At 65.6% G+C, this 19,713-nt stretch carries 18 protein-coding genes and 3 tRNA genes; 8 read left to right on the top strand and 13 right to left on the bottom strand.

Annotated elements, in window-relative coordinates:
- Positions 1-15 precede the first annotated feature (15 nt).
- Together M9799_RS02490 and M9799_RS02485 are read right to left on the bottom strand one after the other, a co-directional pair.
- Complete coding sequence (locus tag M9799_RS02490; RefSeq protein WP_231044342.1) at positions 16-465, bottom strand: DUF3619 family protein; 450 nt, start codon at positions 463-465, stop codon at positions 16-18.
- A complete protein-coding gene (locus tag M9799_RS02485) occupies positions 462-1,031 on the bottom strand; it encodes an RNA polymerase sigma factor (protein WP_231044343.1) in 570 nt (189 codons plus the stop codon). The genes M9799_RS02490 and M9799_RS02485 overlap by 4 nt, the downstream gene beginning before the upstream one ends.
- Before the next feature lie 303 nt (positions 1,032-1,334).
- On the opposite strand from M9799_RS02485, the gene M9799_RS02480 reads away from it, so the two are divergent.
- From M9799_RS02480 to pbpG, 6 genes are all read left to right on the top strand, one after another.
- Complete coding sequence (locus M9799_RS02480) at positions 1,335-3,113, top strand: acetolactate synthase 3 catalytic subunit (RefSeq protein ID WP_231044344.1); 1,779 nt, start codon at positions 1,335-1,337, stop codon at positions 3,111-3,113.
- A 131-nt stretch (positions 3,114-3,244) separates the two neighbouring features.
- Positions 3,245-3,736: an acetolactate synthase small subunit gene (gene ilvN / locus M9799_RS02475; RefSeq protein ID WP_231044345.1), complete on the top strand. Its 492-nt coding sequence runs from the start codon at positions 3,245-3,247 to the stop codon at positions 3,734-3,736.
- Between the two features lie 52 nt (positions 3,737-3,788).
- Complete coding sequence (gene ilvC / locus M9799_RS02470) at positions 3,789-4,805, top strand: ketol-acid reductoisomerase (protein ID WP_231044346.1); 1,017 nt, start codon at positions 3,789-3,791, stop codon at positions 4,803-4,805.
- A 242-nt stretch (positions 4,806-5,047) separates the two neighbouring features.
- On the top strand, positions 5,048-5,881 hold the full coding sequence (gene pssA / locus M9799_RS02465; RefSeq protein WP_231044347.1) for a CDP-diacylglycerol--serine O-phosphatidyltransferase: 834 nt from the start codon (positions 5,048-5,050) through the stop codon (positions 5,879-5,881).
- A gap of 237 nt (positions 5,882-6,118) precedes the next feature.
- Positions 6,119-7,786, top strand: coding sequence for a 2-isopropylmalate synthase (leuA, locus tag M9799_RS02460; RefSeq protein ID WP_231044348.1), 1,668 nt, complete (start codon positions 6,119-6,121; stop codon positions 7,784-7,786).
- A gap of 225 nt (positions 7,787-8,011) precedes the next feature.
- On the top strand, positions 8,012-9,121 hold the full coding sequence (gene pbpG, locus M9799_RS02455; RefSeq protein WP_231044349.1) for a D-alanyl-D-alanine endopeptidase: 1,110 nt from the start codon (positions 8,012-8,014) through the stop codon (positions 9,119-9,121).
- A gap of 167 nt (positions 9,122-9,288) precedes the next feature.
- Here pbpG and M9799_RS02450 read toward each other — a convergent pair whose 3' ends face one another.
- The 3 genes from M9799_RS02450 to aat form a co-directional block, all read right to left on the bottom strand.
- A complete protein-coding gene (locus M9799_RS02450) occupies positions 9,289-10,107 on the bottom strand; it encodes an IclR family transcriptional regulator (protein ID WP_231044485.1) in 819 nt (272 codons plus the stop codon).
- A 70-nt stretch (positions 10,108-10,177) separates the two neighbouring features.
- Positions 10,178-10,951, bottom strand: a complete 774-nt coding sequence (locus tag M9799_RS02445; RefSeq protein ID WP_231044350.1) for an arginyltransferase — start codon at positions 10,949-10,951, stop codon at positions 10,178-10,180.
- Positions 10,948-11,688, bottom strand: a complete 741-nt coding sequence (gene aat, locus M9799_RS02440; RefSeq protein ID WP_231044351.1) for a leucyl/phenylalanyl-tRNA--protein transferase — start codon at positions 11,686-11,688, stop codon at positions 10,948-10,950. The genes M9799_RS02445 and aat overlap by 4 nt, the downstream gene beginning before the upstream one ends.
- 224 nt (positions 11,689-11,912) lie before the next feature.
- Here aat and M9799_RS02435 point away from each other — a divergent pair, with 224 nt between their 5' ends.
- Entirely contained in the window at positions 11,913-12,131 is a 219-nt protein-coding gene (locus tag M9799_RS02435) for a hypothetical protein (protein WP_231044352.1), read from the top strand.
- A gap of 90 nt (positions 12,132-12,221) precedes the next feature.
- On the opposite strand, the gene M9799_RS02430 is transcribed toward M9799_RS02435, so the two are convergent.
- From M9799_RS02430 to M9799_RS02405, 6 genes are all read right to left on the bottom strand, one after another.
- Positions 12,222-13,211 (bottom strand): Bug family tripartite tricarboxylate transporter substrate binding protein, encoded by a 990-nt coding sequence (locus M9799_RS02430; protein ID WP_231044353.1) that lies wholly within the window; start codon positions 13,209-13,211, stop codon positions 12,222-12,224.
- Positions 13,212-13,289: 78 nt separating this feature from the next.
- Complete coding sequence (locus tag M9799_RS02425; RefSeq protein WP_231044354.1) at positions 13,290-14,165, bottom strand: TauD/TfdA dioxygenase family protein; 876 nt, start codon at positions 14,163-14,165, stop codon at positions 13,290-13,292.
- Between the two features lie 163 nt (positions 14,166-14,328).
- Positions 14,329-14,404 (bottom strand) — tRNA-Asn (locus M9799_RS02420).
- A 42-nt stretch (positions 14,405-14,446) separates the two neighbouring features.
- A tRNA-Asn gene (locus M9799_RS02415) sits at positions 14,447-14,522 on the bottom strand.
- Positions 14,523-14,574: 52 nt separating this feature from the next.
- A tRNA-Asn gene (locus M9799_RS02410) sits at positions 14,575-14,650 on the bottom strand.
- A 74-nt stretch (positions 14,651-14,724) separates the two neighbouring features.
- Entirely contained in the window at positions 14,725-15,153 is a 429-nt protein-coding gene (locus tag M9799_RS02405; RefSeq protein WP_231044355.1) for a YbaN family protein, read from the bottom strand.
- 128 nt (positions 15,154-15,281) lie between these two features.
- Between M9799_RS02405 and def the strand changes: the two genes are divergently transcribed.
- On the top strand, positions 15,282-15,821 hold the full coding sequence (def, locus tag M9799_RS02400; protein ID WP_231044356.1) for a peptide deformylase: 540 nt from the start codon (positions 15,282-15,284) through the stop codon (positions 15,819-15,821).
- Positions 15,822-16,181: 360 nt separating this feature from the next.
- Here the strand turns inward: def and M9799_RS02395 are convergent, their stop codons facing one another.
- Together M9799_RS02395 and map are read right to left on the bottom strand one after the other, a co-directional pair.
- A complete protein-coding gene (locus M9799_RS02395) occupies positions 16,182-18,767 on the bottom strand; it encodes a [protein-PII] uridylyltransferase (protein WP_231044357.1) in 2,586 nt (861 codons plus the stop codon).
- A 78-nt stretch (positions 18,768-18,845) separates the two neighbouring features.
- Positions 18,846-19,661: a type I methionyl aminopeptidase gene (gene map, locus M9799_RS02390; RefSeq protein WP_231044358.1), complete on the bottom strand. Its 816-nt coding sequence runs from the start codon at positions 19,659-19,661 to the stop codon at positions 18,846-18,848.
- Positions 19,662-19,713: the final 52 nt, after the last annotated feature.

Below are 19,713 nucleotides of genomic sequence, written 5' to 3'. Positions count from 1 at the left end.
TCTCGGGCAAGGGAATCAGAGCGTGGATCCCGAAGGCGCTGTCTGGATGAACTGCACGAAGCCGGGGTCGGCGTAGGCCGAGGGCGGCAGGTCGTCAGTGAGCAGGGCGGCGTCGACTTCGGCCACCTCGTGCATGCCCAGATCGGTCTGCGAGGTGATGAACACTGCCAGGCTGATGGCCAGCCCGGCCAGCGGCGCCGCCGTCAGTGCGCTGCGCCACCAGCTTTGCCGGCCGGGCCCGCCCAGGGTGGCCACGCCGCCCTGGTGCTGCACCGCAACGGCGGGCGCGCGCTGGTGCACCTGCACCTCGCGGCGGCGCTCGGACAGCGCGCGTTCGCGCCCGGCGCGCAGCCGCTCGCTGATGTCGTACGCGAGCAATTCGTTGTTTTGGCTCAGACGCGCAGTGACGCGGCGCGCAAAGCGGTCGGCGGCCTGCTCGAGCGAAGGTGATGCTGCAATGTTCATAACTGGATTCCTTTGGCCTTCAGTGCCTTGCTGAGGGTCTGAATGGCACGAAAGCAGTGCGTCTTGACACTGCCTTCCGAACAACCCATGGCGGCTGCCGTCTCTGCGACATCCATTTCCTCCCAATAACGCATCAGGAATGCTTCCCGTTGACGTGGTGGCAGCTCCTGTACCTCTTTTTCTATGCTCTGTAGAGTCTGTGCGCGCTGCGTTTGTTCCTCGGCGCTCTGCACGGTTTCCTCGTTTGCGTCGCCAGCATAGGACTCCAGCAGATCAAAGTCCATGCCGTCGTCCCCTTCGGGCTCGAAATCGCTCATCCGCGTGAACACCGCATTGCGTGTCTTCTGCCGCCTGAACCAGTCCAGCGTGCAGTTCGACAGGATGCGCTGGAACAGCATCGGCAGCTCGGCGCGCGGCTTGTCCCCGTAATGGTGCGACAGCTTGAGCATACTGTCTTGCACGATGTCGAGCGCCGCCTCCTCGTCGCGGACATGGTAGAGCGCGCGCTTGAAAGCGCGTTTTTCCACATCCTTGAGAAATTGCGATAGTTCTTGTTCGGTTGCCAAAGAGGTCAGCCTGGCGCGACGAAAACGGGAAGAAGGGCGGCTGCGGCGCGCCCGGTTCCGGGTCCCCGCCAGCCTGGGCTCGGGGCGAATTATCGCACCGCAGGATAATTTTGCCGCACTGCGGCCCCCAAGCTTTTGCTGCAGTGCGATAATCCGGGCGCACATCAAAAAAGCAAACGGGTCTCGGTCCGGCGTCCACACATTTCGCCCATGACCATGGCCTCAAGTCCCAAACCGGCCCCACAAGGGCACAGGCCAGGGGCACCCAAGGTTTTTCGTTAGAGAAATTCACAAAGGTTGATCATGGAAATTTCCAGGGCAGAGCTTTCTTCCGCTGCCGCAGCAGCGTCTTCCGCGCGTCCTCCCGAGCTCATGGGCGCCGAGATCCTCGTCAAATCGCTCCAGGCCGAAGGCGTGCAGCATCTGTGGGGTTATCCGGGCGGCGCTGTGTTGTATATTTACGACGCGCTTTACCGGCAGGAATCCATCCAGCACGTGCTGGTGCGCCACGAACAGGCCGCAGTGCATGCCGCCGATGGCTTCGCGCGCGCCACCGGCGAAGTCGGCGTGGCCCTGGTGACCTCCGGCCCTGGCCTGACGAACGCCGTCACCGGCATTGCCACGGCCTATACCGACAGCATTCCGCTGGTCGTGATCAGCGGCCAGACCTCGACCGCATCCATCGGCACCGACGCCTTCCAGGAATGCGACACCGTGGGCATCACGCGCCCCATCGTCAAGCACAACTTCCTGGTCAAGGATGCGCGCGACATCGCCGCCACCATGAAGAAGGCCTTCCACATCGCGCGCTCGGGCCGCCCTGGCCCGGTGGTGGTGGACATCCCGAAGGACGTGTCCTTCAAGAAGGCCGCCTGGACCGGTTATCCGCAGGGCGTGGAGATGCGCTCCTACAACCCGGTCAAGAAGGGCCACAGCGGCCAGATCCGCAAGGCGCTGCAGCTGCTGCTGAGCGCCAAGCGCCCCTACATCTACACCGGCGGCGGCGTGCTGCTGGGCAATGCCTGCAACGAGCTGCGCACGCTGGTCGACATGCTGGGCATGCCCGTCACGCACACGCTGATGGGCCTGGGCGCCTATCCCGCCAGCGAGCGCAAGTACCTGGGCATGCTGGGCATGCACGGCACCATCGAGGCCAACAACGCGATGCAAAGCTGCGACGTGCTGCTGGCCGTGGGCGCGCGCTTCGACGACCGCGTCATCGGCAACCCCAAGCACTTCCTGTCGGTCGAGCGCAAGATCATCCACATCGACATCGACCCCTCGTCGATCTCCAAGCGCGTGCGCGTCGACGTGCCGATCGTGGGCGACGTCAAGGACGTCCTGGGCGAGCTGATCGCCATGCTGCGCGAGACTTCGGCACGCCCCGATGCCGGTGCGCTGGCCGCCTGGTGGGACACCATCGAGGGCTGGCGCGGGCGCGACTGCCTGCGCTACGACAACAGCAACCCCGAGGTCATCAAGCCCCAGTACGTGGTCGAGACGCTGTTCAACATGACGCGCGACTCCGACACCTACATCACCTCCGACGTGGGCCAGCACCAGATGTGGGCGGCGCAGTACTACCGCTTCGACAAGCCGCGCCGCTGGATCAACTCCGGCGGCCTGGGCACGATGGGCGTGGGCATTCCCTACGCCATGGGCGTGAAGCTGGCCAGGCCCGACGCCGAGGTGTTCTGCATCACCGGCGAAGGCTCGGTGCAGATGAACATCCAGGAGCTGTCGACCTGCCTGCAGCACAACACGCCGATCAAGATCTGCTCGCTCAACAACCGCTACCTGGGCATGGTGCGCCAGTGGCAGGAGATCGAGTATTCCGGCCGCTACAGCCATAGCTACATGGACGCCTTGCCGAACTTCGTCAAGCTGGCCGAAGCCTACGGCCACGTGGGCCTGCTGATCGAGCGCCCCGAGGACGTGGAGCCGGCACTGCGCGAGGCGCGCCGCCTCAAGGACCGGACCGTGTTCCTCGACTTCCGCACCGATCCCACCGAGAACGTGTTCCCGATGGTCCAGGCCGGCAAGGGCATCACGGAGATGCTGCTCGGCAGCGACGACCTCTGAGCGGCAGGGCCCCGGGCCCTGCTGTCGCATACTTCCGGCTGCCCTTGCGGCAGCTCCCCTTAGACGAATCTATTGTCCGCCAAGCCCGCGCATTACCGTGCGCGGGGGAGGGCGGCGAAAAGAGGAATCCCATGAAGCACATCATTGCGGTCCTGCTCGAGAACGAGCCCGGCGCGCTGTCGCGCGTCGTCGGCCTGTTCTCGGCGCGCGGCTACAACATCGAGTCCCTCACCGTGGCGCCGACGGAAGATCCGTCGCTGTCGCGCATGACCATCCAGACCACCGGGTCGGAAGACGTCATCGAGCAGATCACCAAGCACCTGAACCGCCTCATCGAGGTGGTGAAGGTCGTGGACCTGACCGAAGGCGCCTACGCCGAACGCGAGCTGATGATGGTCAAGGTCCGCGCCGTGGGCAAGGAGCGCGAGGAAATGAAGCGCCTGGTGGACATCTTCCGAGGCCGCATCATCGACGTGACCGACAAGAGCTACACCATCGAGCTCACCGGCGACCAATCCAAGAACGATGCCTTCCTGCAGGCCATCGAGCGCACGGCCATCCTCGAGACCGTGCGCACCGGCGCCAGCGGCATAGGCCGCGGCGAGCGCATCCTGCGCGTGTGACATCTGCCTTTTCCCTTTTTTGACCCCCAAGAACCCATCCACTGGAGCCAACATGAAAGTTTTCTACGACAAAGACTGCGACCTGAGCCTGATCAAGGGCAAGACGGTGGCAATCATCGGCTACGGCAGCCAAGGCCATGCGCACGCACAGAACCTGAACGAAAGCGGCGTCAAGGTCGTGGTCGGCCTGCGCAAGGGCGGCGCCTCGTGGCCCAAGGTCGAGAAGGCCGGCCTGAACGTGATGGAAGTCAACGACGCGGTCAAGGCCGCCGACGTCGTGATGATCCTGCTCCCCGATGAAGACATCGCAGCCGTCTACAAGAACAACGTCGAGCCCAACATCAAGCAGGGCGCCTCGCTGGTGTTCGCGCACGGCTTCAACGTGCACTACAACCAGGTCGTGCCGCGCGCCGACCTCGACGTGTGGATGGTCGCGCCCAAGGCCCCCGGCCACACCGTGCGCAACACCTACACCCAGGGCGGCGGCGTGCCCCACCTGATCGCGGTGCACCAGGACCAGTCGGGCAAGGCCCGCGACCTGGCGCTGTCGTACGCCATGGCCAACGGCGGCGGCAAGGCCGGCATCATCGAGACCAACTTCAAGGAAGAGACCGAAACCGACCTGTTCGGCGAACAGGCCGTGCTGTGCGGCGGTGCGGTCGAGCTGATCAAGATGGGCTTCGAAACCCTGGTCGAAGCCGGCTACGCGCCCGAGATGGCCTACTTCGAGTGCCTGCACGAGCTCAAGCTGATCGTCGACCTGATCTACGAAGGCGGCATCGCCAACATGAACTACTCGATCTCGAACAACGCCGAATACGGCGAGTATGTGACCGGCCCCGAGGTGATCAACGCCGAGTCGCGCGTCGCCATGCGCAATGCGCTCAAGCGCATCCAGGACGGCGAATACGCCAAGATGTTCATCCTGGAGGGCCGCACCGGCTACGCCAGCATGACCGCCCGCCGCCGCAACACGGCCGAGCATCAGATCGAAAAGGTCGGCGGCCAGCTGCGCGCGATGATGCCCTGGATCGCCAAGAACAAGCTCGTCGACCAGACCAAGAACTGATGCGAAGCAGGGCCCGGGCTCTGCCGTCGTCATGCGAAGCCACCGCAAGGTGGCTTTTTCGTTCCTGCGAACGGACGAACGGCTCCTACACCAGTTGCAGCCCGTGGGAGCCATATTTATCCATGTACCCGCAGGACACCCGGGTACACTGCAGCACACACGGAGCCCCTGACGGAGCTCCCTCTCATATATGACGGTTTCAACGGCCCGTGCGCACGGGCCCAGCGGTGGAGGTTTATTACATGCATGACGGCGACGAGTTGATTGATACCCCGGGCGTGGTGGTGCGCAAGCGCCGCAAGGGCATCTATATCCTGCCCAACCTGTTCACGCTGGCGGCGCTGTTTGGCGGCTTCTACGCCATCGTCATGGCGATGAACGGGCGCTTCGACCTGGCGGCCATCGGCGTCTTCAGCGCCATGGTGCTCGACAGCCTCGACGGCCGCGTGGCGCGCATGACGAACACGCAAAGCGCTTTTGGCGAGCAGATGGATTCGCTCTCCGACATGGTGTCGTTCGGCGTCGCGCCGGCGCTGATCGCCTATGAATGGGCGCTCAAGGGCCTGGGGCGCTGGGGCTGGATCGCGGCCTTTGTCTACTGCTCCTGCGCCGCGCTGCGCCTGGCGCGTTTCAATGTCAACACAGCCGTGGTCGACAAGCGCTATTTCCAGGGCCTGCCGTCGCCGGCCGCGGCGGCGCTGGTCACGGGCTTCATCTGGCTGCTCAGCGATTACGGCCTGCTGCGCGGCGCCGACGGCTGGCTCACCTGGACCCAGCTGACCTGGGCCATGTTCGCGCTGACGCTCTATGCCGGCCTGACCATGGTCACCAACGTGCCTTTCTACAGCTTCAAGGACATCCACATGAAGCGCAGCGTGCCCTTTGCCGCCATCGTGCTGATCGTGCTGGCCATCGCGGTGATCAACATCCACGCGCCCACGGTGCTGTTCGGCGTGTTCGTGCTGTATGGCTTCAGCGGCTATGCGGTCTATGCCTGGCGCAAGACGAAGGGGCTGCAGACCAGCGTCATCAGCACGTCGAAAGACGAGCCCGAGGAACGCGGCCTCCACAAGTGAGAAGCTGCTTCCTCCGGGAAGACCCGGGGGGAAATTCAAGCACCCGCTCCAAGGAACTTGTGCTAAAGTGAACCTCATGCAAAACCTGTCGCTAGCCCTACTAAGCATGTCCCCCGGGCAGATCTAGTAGCGCGCGCGCATTCCCCTACTTCACGGCCCGTAGCACCAGCGACGGGCCGTTTTGTTTTGTGGATCGCTGGTGCACAACCCCCTTTTCCATTTTCCGAAAGAGCCAAGATGTTGCAGAACCCCGCCAGCAAATACCGCGCATTTCCTCCCGTCCGCCTCGCCGACCGCACCTGGCCGGACGCGGTGATCAGCCAGCCTCCGGTGTGGTGCAGCGTGGACCTGCGGGACGGCAACCAGGCGCTGATCGAGCCCATGGACATCGCGCGCAAGATGCGCATGTTCGAGCAGCTGGTGGACATCGGCTTCAAGGAGATCGAAGTCGGCTTTCCCTCCGCCTCGCAGGTCGAGTTCGACTTCATGCGCAAGCTGATCGAGGAGAACCGCATCCCCGACGACGTCACGGTGCAGGTGCTGACGCAGGCGCGCGAGCCCTTGATCCGCCGTACCTTCGAGGCGCTGGCCGGCGTGCCGCGCGCCATCGTGCATCTGTACAACGCCACCGCGCCGGTGATGCGCCGCGTGGTGCTGAACATGAGCGAGGACGAGATCGTCGAACTCGCGCGCAGCAACGCCCAGCTGTTCCAGGACATCGCCGCCGACTATCCCGGCACCGAGTGGACCTTCCAGTACTCGCCCGAGATGTATTCGGACACCGAGCTGGCTTTTTCCAAGCGCGTGATCGACGCGGTCACCGCCGTGTGGCAGCCCACGCCCGGGAAGAAGTGCATCATCAACCTGCCGACCACGGTCGAGCACTCGACGCCCAACCTGTTTGCCGACATGGTGGAGTGGACCCACCGCCACCTCGAGCGCCGCGACTCGATCGTGCTGTCGGTGCACCCGCACAACGACCGCGGCACGGGCACGGCCACGGCCGAGCTGGCGCTGATGGCCGGCGCCGACCGACTCGAAGGCTGCCTGTTCGGCAACGGCGAGCGCACCGGCAACCTCGATGTGGTCAACGTCGCGCTCAACATGTACACCCAGGGCGTGCACCCGGGCCTGGATTTCTCGCGCATCGACGACATCCGCGCCACCGTGGAGCACTGCAACCAGTTGCCCGTGCACCCGCGCCATCCCTATGTGGGCGAGCTGGTCTACACCTCGTTCTCGGGCTCGCACCAGGACGCGATCAAGAAGGCCTTTGCCGCGCACAAGGAAGGCGACGTCTGGGACATGCCCTACCTGCCCATCGACCCCAAGGACCTGGGCCGCAGCTACGAGGCCGTGATCCGCGTCAACAGTCAGTCGGGCAAGGGCGGCATTGCCTATCTGCTGGAAAGCGAATACGGCCTCCAGTTGCCGCGCCGCCTGCAGATCGAGTTCAGCCAGGCCGTGCAGCGCGAGATGGACGCCAGCGGCAAGGAATTGACGGCGCAGGACCTGTGGAGCCTGTTCCAGAAGGAATACCGCCTGGATGCGGCTCGTCCCCAGTACCGCCTCAGCGGCGAAAGCGGCACGGTGGCCATCAGCGGCGAATTCCTGGTCCATGGGGAGAAATGCAGCCTCGAAGGCGAGGGTACGGGGCCCATCGATGCATTTGTCGCCGCGTTGAGTGAAGCCACGGGCCGCAGCATCCGCGTGCTCAACTATGCCGAGCATGCGGTCAGCGCCGGCGCCAATGCGCAGGCCGCGGCCTACGTCGAGCTGCGCGTCGACGATGCGCATGTGGTCTATGGCGTGGGCATGGATGCCAACATCGTCTCGGCCTCGATCAGCGCCATCGTGTCGGGCCTCGAGCGCGCGCCGCGTTCCACGGTGGCATCCCTCGCATGATCTGAGCCCCCAGCGGCCGGGCCAGCGCAGTGGACGCTGGCTCCGGCCGTTGCATGCACGCTGCAGGAATTGCTTGACCGGCGCAAAATGGTGGTAGCGCAAGGTCAAAGCCCCGGCCTATAATCTCGCTCACATTCTCATGAAAGTCGTGCAACTTGTTGCTGTTGTGCGACTTTTTCGATTCGGCTTTGCTGTTTTAATACTTTTGCTGCTTGGAGCATTTGGATGCACCACCGTCCCCGCACCGCGCTGGCCCGTATTTTCGAGGTTTCAGCCGTCCTCGCATTGAGTTGGTCCCTGGCCCTGCCGGGAGCCCACGCCGCAGAGAAAAAAGTCGCCAAGAAGCAGGCCAGCAGTGCCAGCAAGCCCGCGCGTTCGGCCAAGGTGGTCAAGGCTCCGCGCGCGGCCAAGGTCGTCAAGGCCAAGGCTTCGGCGCGCAAGCAACCGGTCGCGGCCCGCGCCGTCGCCAGCAGCGCGCGCGCGCCGGTGCGTGCGGTGGCCTATGCGCCCGCACGCCAGTCCTTTGGCCAGATGGCGGGCCTGCATGCAGTCCCCGATCCGCTGGACCTGAAGTCCAGCGTGGCGCTGGTGGTGGATCAGGACACGCATGAAGTGCTGCTGAGCAAGAACGACCATGCGGTGCTGCCTATTGCCTCGCTGACGAAGCTCATGACCGGGCTGATCATCTCCCAGGCACGCCTGCCGATGGACGAGATGCTGACCATCACCCAGGATGACGTCGACACCGAGAAGGGCAGCAGCTCGCGCCTGCGCGTCGGCGCCACGCTCACGCGCGGCGAGATGCTGCATCTGGCGCTGATGTCGAGCGAGAACCGCGCCGCGCACGCGCTGGGCCGCACCTATCCCGGCGGCCTCGCGGCCTTCGTGACGCAGATGAACGTCAAGGCCAAGCTGCTGGGCATGGTCGACACCAAGTATGTGGAGCCCACGGGCCTGTCGAGCCGCAACCAGTCGAGCGCACGCGACCTCGCGATCCTGGTGAACGTCGCGCATGGCGATCCACTGGTGCGCGAGCTCAGCACCTCGCCCGGCTATGAAGTGGCGCAGGGCCCGCGCACGCTGCAGTACAACAACACCAATCGCCTGGTGAAGAATCCGGCCTGGGAGATCGGCCTGCAGAAGACCGGCTATATCTCCGAAGCCGGCCAGTGCCTGGTGATGCAGGCCGAGGTCGCGGGCCGCAAGCTGATCATGGTGTTCCTGGACTCGGCCGGCAAGTTCAGCCGCCTGGCGGATGCGGAACGCGTGCGCCATTGGGTCGAGAACCAGGCCGGCGCGACCGCAACCCTCGCCAGCCACAAGATCAAAGGCTAAAGCACCCCCTGACCCTCTGAGCCGCTTACGCCCTAGGCGGGCCCCGGCTTCCCCCTCTCATCCTTCGGTGGAGGGGGTAGGGTCGGCGCAGGACCGGGGCCCTCACTGCGGGGCGGCCCTTGCTCGAAGCCCCTGGCTTTGGTTATGCCTTTTTCGAAATCGCGCGCTTAGCCAGCTGTACTGCTGGCCGGCATGCCCTGCGTGGAGCGCCAGCCGGCAAATCCCAGCGACATCGAGATTTCCGCGGCCGTGGCCTGCAGCCTGGGCAGCCAGCCGTCGTCGATGCGGTCGGCGGGCGCGGAGATCGACAGTCCGGCCACCAGCTTGCCCTGGTCGTCGTAGATGCCCGCTGCCATGCAGCGCACCCCCAGCTCCAGCTCCTCGTTGTCGCGCGCGATGCCATATTGCCGGGCCTTGGCCAGCTCGTGCTCGAGCGTGCCGAGCTGGGTGATGGAGTTGTGCGTGTTGCCGGCCAGGCCCGTGCGCGTGGCATAGGCGCGCACGCGCTGCGGGTCGTCGGCGGCGAGGAACAGCTTGCCCGTCGAGGTCAGGTGCAGCGGCGCATGGCCGCCGATCGCCCGCACCACCTGCATGCCCGAGCGCTCGCTGTAGGTGCGCTCCACATAGACGATCTCGTCGCCCTGGCGCACGCTCAGGTTGACGGGCTGCTGGATCTGCTTGTGCAGCAGGCGCATCGGCGCCATGGCGGCCTCGCGCACGCTGAGCCGCGCCTTGACCAGATTGCCCAGCTCCAGCAGGCGCATGCCCAGCCGGTAGCTGCCCGACTCGGGGCGGTCGACATAGCGGCCGAGCGTCAGGTCGTTGAGGATGCGGTGCGCGGTGGAAGGGTGCAGCCCGGTCTTCTCGCTGATTTCCTTGAGCGACACCGCTTCCTCGCGCGAAGCCAGCACGTCGATCAGGGTGAACATGCGTTCAAGGACTTGGACGCTGGGCGCGCCCGGCGTGCCGGATTCATTCGTTTTCATCATGCGGAAGATGGACGGCAATGTCGGATTCTAGCGCCTGCCCACGCGCGCCCGCGCAGGCGGGCGGCCTTCACGCCAGCGCGGCGCGGCGCGCGGCGTGCTCCGCCCGGTCGACGCGCTGCCACTCCTCATGGATGCGCACCTCGTGCGGCAGGAAGCGCGACTTGTATTCCATCTTGGCGCTGTGCTCGATCCAGTAGCCCAGATACACATAAGGCAGGCCCATCGCGCGTGCCTGGTCGATCTGCCACAGCACATTGAAGGTGCCATAGCTGGCGCGCGCCTCGGGCTCGTAGAAGGTGTACACGGCCGAAAGCCCGTCCTCCAGCACGTCGAGGATCGAGACCATCTTCAGCGCGCCGGGCGCATCATCCGCGGCCGGTTCGCGGAATTCCACGAGACGCGAATTGACGCGGCTTTGCAGCAGGAACTGGGTGTACTGGTCGATGCGGTCTTCATCCATGCCGCCGCCGCTGTGGCGCCGGCGCTGATAGCGCAGGTACATCTGGTAGTGCTCGTCGCTGAAGGCCAGTCGGCCGATCGAGACCTGCAGCGCCTGGTGCTGGGCGATGGCGCGGCGCTGGCTGCGGTCAGGGCGGAATTCGTGCGCCAGCACGCGAAGCGGAATGCAGGCGCGGCAGCCGTCGCAGTAGGGCCGGTAGGTGAACAGGCCGCTGCGCCTGAAACCCAGCGTGACCAATTCGGAATAGGCGGCGTCCTGTATCAGATGGCTGGGCGTGGCGACCTGCGAGCGGGCCATGCGTCCAGCCACGTAGCTGCAGGGGTAGGCGGCAGTGGCATAGAACTGCAATGCCTGAAGGGGGAGGTCGTTGAGTTGCGTCATGCGAGGCCCAGCCGCTCCCAGTATACGGCGTCGAAGCGCCAATCCATGCGCGGCCGGGCGCGCTGCGCCTGCACCTGCGCGACGAACTCGCTGCGCGGCATCGTGCGCGCGCCCATCGAGGCCAGATGCGGCGTGGCCTGCTGGCAATCGATCTGCGCGGCGCCCTGCGCGCGGCACAGCGCGACCAGCGCCGCCAGCGCGATCTTCGAGGCGTCGGTGGCATGCGCGAACATCGATTCGCCGAACACCGCGTGCCCCAGCGCCACGCAATACAGGCCGCCGACCAGCTGGCCGTCGATCCAGGTCTCCACGCTGTGGGCATCGCCCTGGCGGTGCAATTCGCTGTAGGCCTGGACGATGCTTTCCACGATCCAGGTGCCGTCCTGGCCGGGGCGCGGGGTGCGCGCGCAGTGGCGCATCACCGTCTCGAAGGCGGAGTCGATGCGGATCTCGCAGCCGGGCGTGGCGCGAAAGCGCTGCAGCGTCTTGCGCAGCGAGCGATGCAGCCTGAAGTCCTGCACCTGCAGCACCATGCGCGGGTCAGGCGACCACCAGAGGATCGGCTGCCCGGCGCTGAACCAAGGGAAGATGCCCTGGCAATAGGCATTGCGCAGGTGCTGGGCATCCAGCTGCCCGCCCGCCGCCAGCAAGCCGGGAATGGGATCGCCCTCGCCCCAGGTCTGCTCGACGCCGGGGAAGGGCTCGTGCGGAGCCAGCCAGACAAGGGAGTTGGACATGGAATTCAGATGGGTAGGGGAGCATCCTACAGCCGATGTTGCATTGTGTTGACATCGGTTGCGACTTCCAAGGCTTAATTTACGTCTATCCGCAAGCGTTGCAAACGCTTGCGCCGACTAGAAGCCATCAAGGAGCAAATATGCCGTTCAGCAAGATCTGGGGTGGGAGTTTGACCGAGCCGCGCCATATCCGCCGCAGCCGGGCCTATCTTCAGGAAGCACGCATGGCAATGCTCGAACATTCGATCGCCGCCGAGCATTACCAGTCTTCGGCGGAGATGTATGCCGCCCGTGCGCAGCGCCTGGAGCAGGAGATCCACGAATGGGAGGAACAGGCGCTGCGCCGCCACAGCGCCGCCAAGGGCGGGCTGCCCGCGGCGCGCGTGGAGGCTCCCGCAGCGGTGACGCCCATGGCCGGCCCGTCGGTCGTGCGTGCCGCCTGAGCGCGCCGTTTGAACCAATGCCACTGCCCCGCGCCATCACTGGCCGGGGCAGTTGGTCTTTCTGGGGCTGCGCCCGCGTGCAGGAAACGCTTATTGGGTCTTGACCCCCGAGCTGGCGACGACGCCGGCCCAGTGCGCCGCCTCCTTCCGCACGAATGACTTGAAGTTCTCCGGGCCTGCGGGCGCGGCGGTTTCCACGAACAGCTGCTCGAGCCCCTTGCGCACCGTGGGGTCGGCGAGTGCCGTGTTGAGATGCTGGTTGAGACGGCGCACGGTTTCCTGGGGCGTGCCGGCAGCGGAGAACAACCCGAACCAGCCTTCCTGGACCACGTTCGGATAGTTCAGTTCCTTGAAGGTGGGCACGTCGGGCAGGAAGCGGCTGCGCTGGTTGGCGGCCACCGCCAGCGGCTTGATCGAGCCGGCTTCGAGATACGACGCGACCGCGCCCGAGGTGGCGAACATCATGCTGATGCGCCCGCCCACCAGGTCCTGCAGCGCCGGCGGGCTGCCGCGGTAGGGCACGTGCAGCGTGGCCGCGCCGGTCGCCTGGCCGAACACATGGCCCAGCAGGTGCGCCGTGCCGCCGATGCCGGTGGAGCCATAGCTCAGCGGTGCGCCGTTGCCGGACGCCAGCAGGGCCTTGAGCGTTGCCGGGCCCTTGGCCGGCACCACCAGCACGCTGGCGGTGCTGCCGATGAAGCCGATGGATTCGAAATCCGCCACCGGGTCGTAGGGACGCGGCGCATGCACGGCGGGTGCGATCGCATTGGTGGCGATGTGGCCCAGCAGCAGCGTCTGCCCGTCAGGCTTGGACTGCGCCACGTACTTGGTGCCGATCACGCCGCCGGCGCCGGCCTTGTTCTCGACGATGACGTCCTGCCCCAGCGTCACGCTCATGCGCGCCGCGATCAGCCGGGCCACGCCATCGGTGGCGCCGCCCGCGGGGCCGGCGACGACGATGTTGATCGGGCGCAGGGGATGGGCAGGCCGGTCGGCGGCGCCGGTCGGGCCGGCCAGCAGGGCACCCAGTGCCAGCAGGCTGGACAGCATGCGTCGGGGGGAAGGAATTCGTTGGGTCATGGTCATGGGGAAGGCATGCGGCGGCGTTACCGCTGCGCATTCGGGCAGCGGCGGGCAGCGGGAGATAAGGGAAGCTGTTTACTGCACGCGGTCGCTGACCTGGGTGCGGTACATCAGGCGGCGGGCCAGGGGGTCGAAGGCATCGCGCCGGTGCAGCGTGACGCGGTTGTCCCAGCCCACGAGGTCGCCAGGCTGCCACTGCTGGCGCCAGGTGAATGCATCCTGCACGGCATGCGCCCAGAGCGTGTCCAGCAGCTCCTCGCTGTCGGCCAGCGACAGGCCGGGCACATACGCATTGCGGCGGCGGCCGAGGTACAGGCTCTTGCGGCCGGTCACGGGGTGGATGCGTACCAGCGGATGACGCGCGCCCACCGTATTGCGCGGATCGGTCACGCGCTCGAAGCCCAGGCGCAGTTCGCCGGCGCTGTTGATGCTGGCGTCATGGATGCAGTCGAGCCCGGCAATGGTCTGCTTCAGATCCTGGGGCAGGCCTTCATAGGCGGCATACAGGTTCAGGAACTGGGTGTCCCCGCCGCTGGCCGGCACTTCATGCGCATGCAGCAGCGCCGCGCGCGGCGGCGTGGGGTTGTAGGTCATGTCGGCATGCCAGACGGATTCGCCATCGCCGAGCCCGCCGATCGGCTGGGCATCGATCTTCACATTCGAGATGATGGCGATTTCATCGGGCAGTTCCTGTACGCTGGCGTGCATCGCCTTGGCCGCAATGGGTCGCTTGTCCAGCTCGCCGAAGTGGCGGGAAAAGGCGATCTGCCCCTGCAGGCTGAGCTGCGTCTGGCCGCGAAAGCGCAGCACCAGATGGCGCTCCCAGGCATCCTTGATGAACGCCACTGTGCGGGCATCGAGCGGCTGTGCAAGGTCGATACCGTCGATCTGGGCACCGATGTGCTCTCCCAACGGGGTGACGCGGAGCTGTTCTGTGGTGGCGTGGGTCATGGGGCAAGCCGGCGCAAGTCAAAAACGCGATACTACGCAGGGCTGCTTCGACATGGAACGAATAAAAACTCATTTCCTTCATTCGAAAACAGCTTAGAAGCTTGGGGCCTGCCGTGGCAAAAGGCAAAAAAAGCCAAGCAGTCGAAAACTGCTTGGCTTCTTGTGGCTCCTCAACCTGGGCTCGAACCAGGGACCTACGGATTAACAGTCCGGCGCTCTACCGACTGAGCTATTGAGGAATATCTGCGGTACGCCCGGTACAATTGCCGGGCAGAAATTTTTGGCTCCTCAACCTGGGCTCGAACCAGGGACCTACGGATTAACAGTCCGGCGCTCTACCGACTGAGCTATTGAGGAACAACTTGACTGACGCAATTGCCTTGTTCGATTGCAAGGCAAGAAAAATTCTTGGCTCCTCAACCTGGGCTCGAACCAGGGACCTACGGATTAACAGTCCGGCGCTCTACCGACTGAGCTATTGAGGAACAAGACTTGAATTATAGGATGAAAATTTCCGTCTCCGGAAAAGATGGGCAATTTTTGCTGAATTTCTTGCCGCTCAGGTTTCGGGCCTGGCCCATAGCCAGGCCAGCACGCAGGCCATGCTGGTCAGCGAGAACCAGCGCACCCAGCTGGGCACGGGAGCCCAGCACACCACGGCCGCGCCCAATGCCATGGCGGCGCTGGCGCTCCATTTGGCGCGCCGACCCACGCGGCCGCCCGCGGCCCAGTCCTGCAGCATCGGGCCGAACAGCCGGTGCTGCCACAGCCACAGATGCAGCCGCTCGGAACTGCGCGCCGCTGCCCAGCCCGCCAGCAGGATGAACACGGTGGTCGGAAGGCCGGGAATGAACACGCCCGCAATGCCCAGCGCCAGGCACAGCCAGGCGCAGCCCTGCAGCAGCCAGCGCAGCGGGCGCGAGGGCAGCATGCGCAGCGCGGGAATGCTGCGCGTCGGGGCAGGGGCGGGCTGCTCGGGATCGGGCATGGCCTATTGTGCCGCGAGGATGGCTGCGCGCGCAGCCGGCAGGCGCGCTATGCTTGGTGGCGGTGCCGGGCCGGTTTGCGCCCGGCCGCGGAGGTGCCGTTGCACCGCCCGCGTTGCAAGGAATACATATGACGGTACGCACGATTTTGAAGATGGGCGATGCGCGGCTGCTGCGCGTGGCCCAGCCGGTGACGGCGTTTGATACCGATGCACTGCATCTGCTGGTGACCGACCTGCTGGACACCATGGCCGCGGCCAACGGCGCGGGCCTGGCCGCGCCGCAGATCGGCGTGGATCTGCAGGTGGTGATCTTCGGCTCGGGGGCGCCCAATCCGCGCTATCCCGAGGCACCGGTGGTGCCGCGCACGGTGCTGATCAATCCGACGATCACACCGCTGGGGGATGCGGTGGAGCATGACTGGGAAGGGTGCCTGTCGGTGCCGGGCATGCGGGGCGTGGTGCCGCGGTGGCAGCGCATCCGTTATACGGGCTTCGATCAGTATGGGGATCCCATCGATCGCACGGTCGAAGGGTTTCATGCGCGGGTGGTGCAGCATGAGTGTGACCATGTGTGGGGGAAGCTCTATCCGATGCGGATGACGGATTTTTCGAAGTTCGGGTTCACGGAGGTGTTGTTTCCGGGGATCAGTGCGGCGGAGGACGATTGAGGCAGAGACTTGCTGCGACCAAGATAGCGCCCTTGTTTTGAGCGCAGGCCGTCCATCCTTCGACAGGCTCAGGACGAACGGTTATTGAACCCGCGAGGGCGCGTTAGAAATGAGGTCAACATTTTTTACGTCTCAAAGAAGCTATCCCGCTCCCTGCCGCCGCCCATCTGCCTGCGCCTGCCGCGAAGCGGAAGATCGCAGGCAGATGGGGCCAGGCGCCCCCGCCGATTCTTTTGCTTCGGTTTCTTGTGCGTCAAGAAAACGAAGTCGGCTGCCGGGCCTAGACCCGGCCCCTGCCCGCGGCAAAGGCATGCCGTTGAACCCGTTAAAGTGTGCTGGCCGCCCGGCTGAAGCCAGCTTCTAAAACGACAGCGCCTCAATCAACTCCGTCTCAATCGCAATCTGCCTCGCATTGCTCTGCAACTGCGCCCCTTCCACCAGAAAGGTGTCTTCCACACGCTCGCCCAGCGTGCTGACCTTCGCCAGTTGCACGCTCAGGCGGTGGCGCGCCAGAATGCGTGCAACCACATAAAGCAAACCGGCACGGTCGATGGCCGAAATGCTCAGCAGCCAATGCTGTGCCTTCTCGTCAGGACACAAGCTCACGCGCGGCACCATGGGAAAGCTCTTGACGCGGCGGGACACGCGGCGCTGGGTGGGCTCCGGGAGTTCGCCGCCGCGCTCGATGGTCTGCACGAGCTCTGTCTCCACCAGATTCATCAGCTCGCGATAGCGCTCCTGCATCGCCGGTGCGACGATCTGGAAGGTGTCTAGCGCATAGCCATTGCCCGCGGTATGCACGCGCGCATCGAGAATGCTGAAGCCGGCGCGGTCGAAGTAGCTGCAGATGCGCGCGAACAGGTCGGCGCGGTCGCGGGCGTAGACCAGTACCTGCAGGCCTTCGCCGGCCAGCGACTTGCGCGCGCGCACGATGGGGTGCGATGCGCCGACATTGCGCGACAGGTGGCGCGCGTGCCAGGCGATGTCGGCCGCTTCGTGGCGCATGAAGTAGCGCACGTCCAGCGTGTCCCACAGCTTCCTGTGCGACTCGAAGGGCTGGGCCGACAGCGCCAGCTGCACCAGCGCCTCGCGCTTGCGCGACTCGATCTCGGCCGCGGCGTCGGGGGCGCGGCCGCCGAGCACGCGCAGCGTGGCGCGGTACAGGTCCTCGAGCAGCTTGCCCTTCCAGGCGTTCCAGACCTTGGGGCTGGTGCCGCGGATGTCGGCCACGGTGAGCAGGTACAGCGCCGTGAGGCGGCGCTCGGTGCCCACGCGCTGCGCGAACGCGGTGATGACCTCGGGATCGGCCAGGTCCTGCTTCTGCGCCACCTGGCTCATGGTCAGGTGCTCGCGCACCAGGAATTCGACCAGCGCCGCATCGGCCCTGTCGATGCCGTGCGCCCGGCAAAAGCGCTTGACTTCCACTGCGCCGATCACCGAGTGGTCGCCGCCACGGCCCTTGCCGATGTCGTGGAACAGCGCCGCAAGGTACAGCAGCCAGGGCTTGTCCCAGCCGCCGGCGAGCTGCGAGCACATCGGGTACTCGTGCGCGTGCTCGGCCATGAAGAAGCGGCGCATGTTGCGCAGCACCATCAGGATGTGCTGGTCCACCGTGTAGACATGGAACAGGTCGTGCTGCATCTGGCCGACGATGCGCCGGAACGGCCAGAGATAGCGCCCGAGCACCGAGGTCTGGTTCATCAGCCGCATCGCATGCGTGAGGCCGCTGGGCTGTTTCAGGATCTTCAGGAAGGTGGCGCGGTTGACCGGGTCGTGGCGGAAGCTGCTGTCCATCAGGCCGCGCGCGTGGTAGAGCGCGCGCAGCGTGCGCGCCGACAGGTCGGTGAGGCCCACATGGGTCTCGTACACCAGGAAGGTCTCGAGGATCGCGTGCGGGTGGCGCTCGTAGAGATCGTCGCTGGCGATCTCGATCATGCCGGCCTTGTCGAAGAAGCGCTCGTTGAGCGGCACCAGCTCGTGCGAGGCGGGACTCACGCGCTCCTCGATGTTCAGCCGCAGGATGTGGCACAGCTGCGTCACCGCCTTGGCCGCCCAGTAGTACTCGCGCATCAGTGTTTCGCTGGCGCGCAGCGCCAGGCGCTGGCCGTCGGGCGCGACCGACTGGAAGCCGAAGCTCTCGGCCACGGCGGTCTGCAGGTCGAACACCAGCCGGTCCTCATGGCGCCCGGAAATCGCATGCAGCCGCGCGCGCACCAGGCTCAGCAGCGCCTCGTTGGCTTCGAGCTGCTGGGCTTCGAGCTCGGTCGCCAGGCCGTTGGTCGCCAGTTCGCGCCAGCTGTTGCCCAGGCCCGCGGCGCGCGCCAGCCACATGATGTAGTGCAGGTCGCGCAGGCCGCCGGGCGACTCCTTGCAGTTGGGCTCGAGCGCGTAGGGCGTGTTCTCGAACTTGTTGTGGCGCTGGCGCATCTCCAGCGTCTTGGCCATCATGAAGGCGCGCGGGTCCATCTGCGCGCGGTACTGGCGCGTGAAGTCCTCGATCAGCGCCAGGCTGCCGCAGATGCGGCGCGCTTCCAGCAGCGCCGTCTGCACCGTCACGTCGCGCTCCGACTCCTCCAGGCATTCGGCGACGGTGCGCACGCTCGAGCCGATCTCCAGCCCCACGTCCCAGCAGCTGCCGATGAACTGCTCGAGCTGCCCTGCGAGTTCGCTGCCCGCCACAGCCGGTTCAGGCAGCAGCACCAGCACGTCGACGTCCGAGGCCGGGAAAAGCTGGGCACGGCCGTAGCCGCCCACGGCCAGCAGCGCGGCGCCGGCGGGCAGGCCGGCACGTTCCCAGAGCTGGCACAGCACGCGATCGGTCAATGCACTCAACTGGTGCAGCGCCTGGCGGATGTTGCGCTTTTGCATGGCGGGCGTGAGCAGCGCGGCCACCAGGGCGGCCTTTTCCAGGCGGTAGGTGTCACGCAGGGCGTGCAGAGGATTCATGGGCAAGGGAAGAAAAAGAAATATCCACCGTTCATCAAGCAAGAATCATGCGCATGCAAGCCCTGCCGGGCAGCATGCTCAGCAGCGCGTGGCCGTGACGAAGGCCGGCAGCGGCGGCGAGCCGGCCGACAGCGTCATGACTTCATAGCCGGTCGGTGTCACCACCAGCGTGTGCTCCCACTGCGCCGACAGGCTGTGGTCCTTGGTGACGATGGTCCAGCCGTCGCGGCCCAGTTCCTTGATGTCGCGCTTGCCCAGGTTGAGCATGGGCTCGATGGTGAACACCATGCCGGCCTCGAGCACGGTGCCTTCGCCGGGCTTGCCGTAATGCAGGATCTGCGGCTCCTCGTGGAACTTCCTGCCGATGCCGTGGCCGCAGAACTCGCGCACCACCGACAGCCCGTGGCCCTCGGCGAAGCGCTGGATCGCATGGCCGATGTCACCCAGCGTGTTGCCGGGCTTGACCTGCTGGATGCCCAGCCACATCGACTCGAAGGTCAGCTGCGACAGGCGCTTGGCGGCAATCGAGCATTCGCCGATCAGGTACATGCGCGAGTTGTCGCCATACCAGCCTTCGGGCGTGATGACGGTGACGTCGACGTTGACGATGTCGCCCTTCTTCAGCGGCTTGTCGCTCGGGATGCCGTGGCAGACCACGTGGTTGACCGAGGTGCACAGGTGGCCGGGGTAGGGCGGGTAGCCGGGGGGCTGGTAGCCGATGGTGGCCGAGACCGTGCCCTGCTGCGCCATGCACTCGGCGCCCAGGCGGTCGATTTCCGCGGTGGTGATGCCGGGTTTGATGTGGGGGGCAATGTAGTCCAGCACTTCGGAAGCCAGGCGGCAGGCGACGCGCATGCCTTCGATGTCTTCGGCGGTTTTGATGGTGATGCTCATCGGGCAATTATCCCATTGCACCTCCGGGCCTGCAGGGCTCCAGTCTGCGGAC

Origin of the sequence: Comamonas endophytica, assembly GCF_023634805.2 — a bacterium.
GTDB lineage: Bacteria > Pseudomonadota > Gammaproteobacteria > Burkholderiales > Burkholderiaceae_C > Comamonas > Comamonas endophytica.
This window is presented reverse-complemented; position numbering and strand designations above follow the sequence as displayed.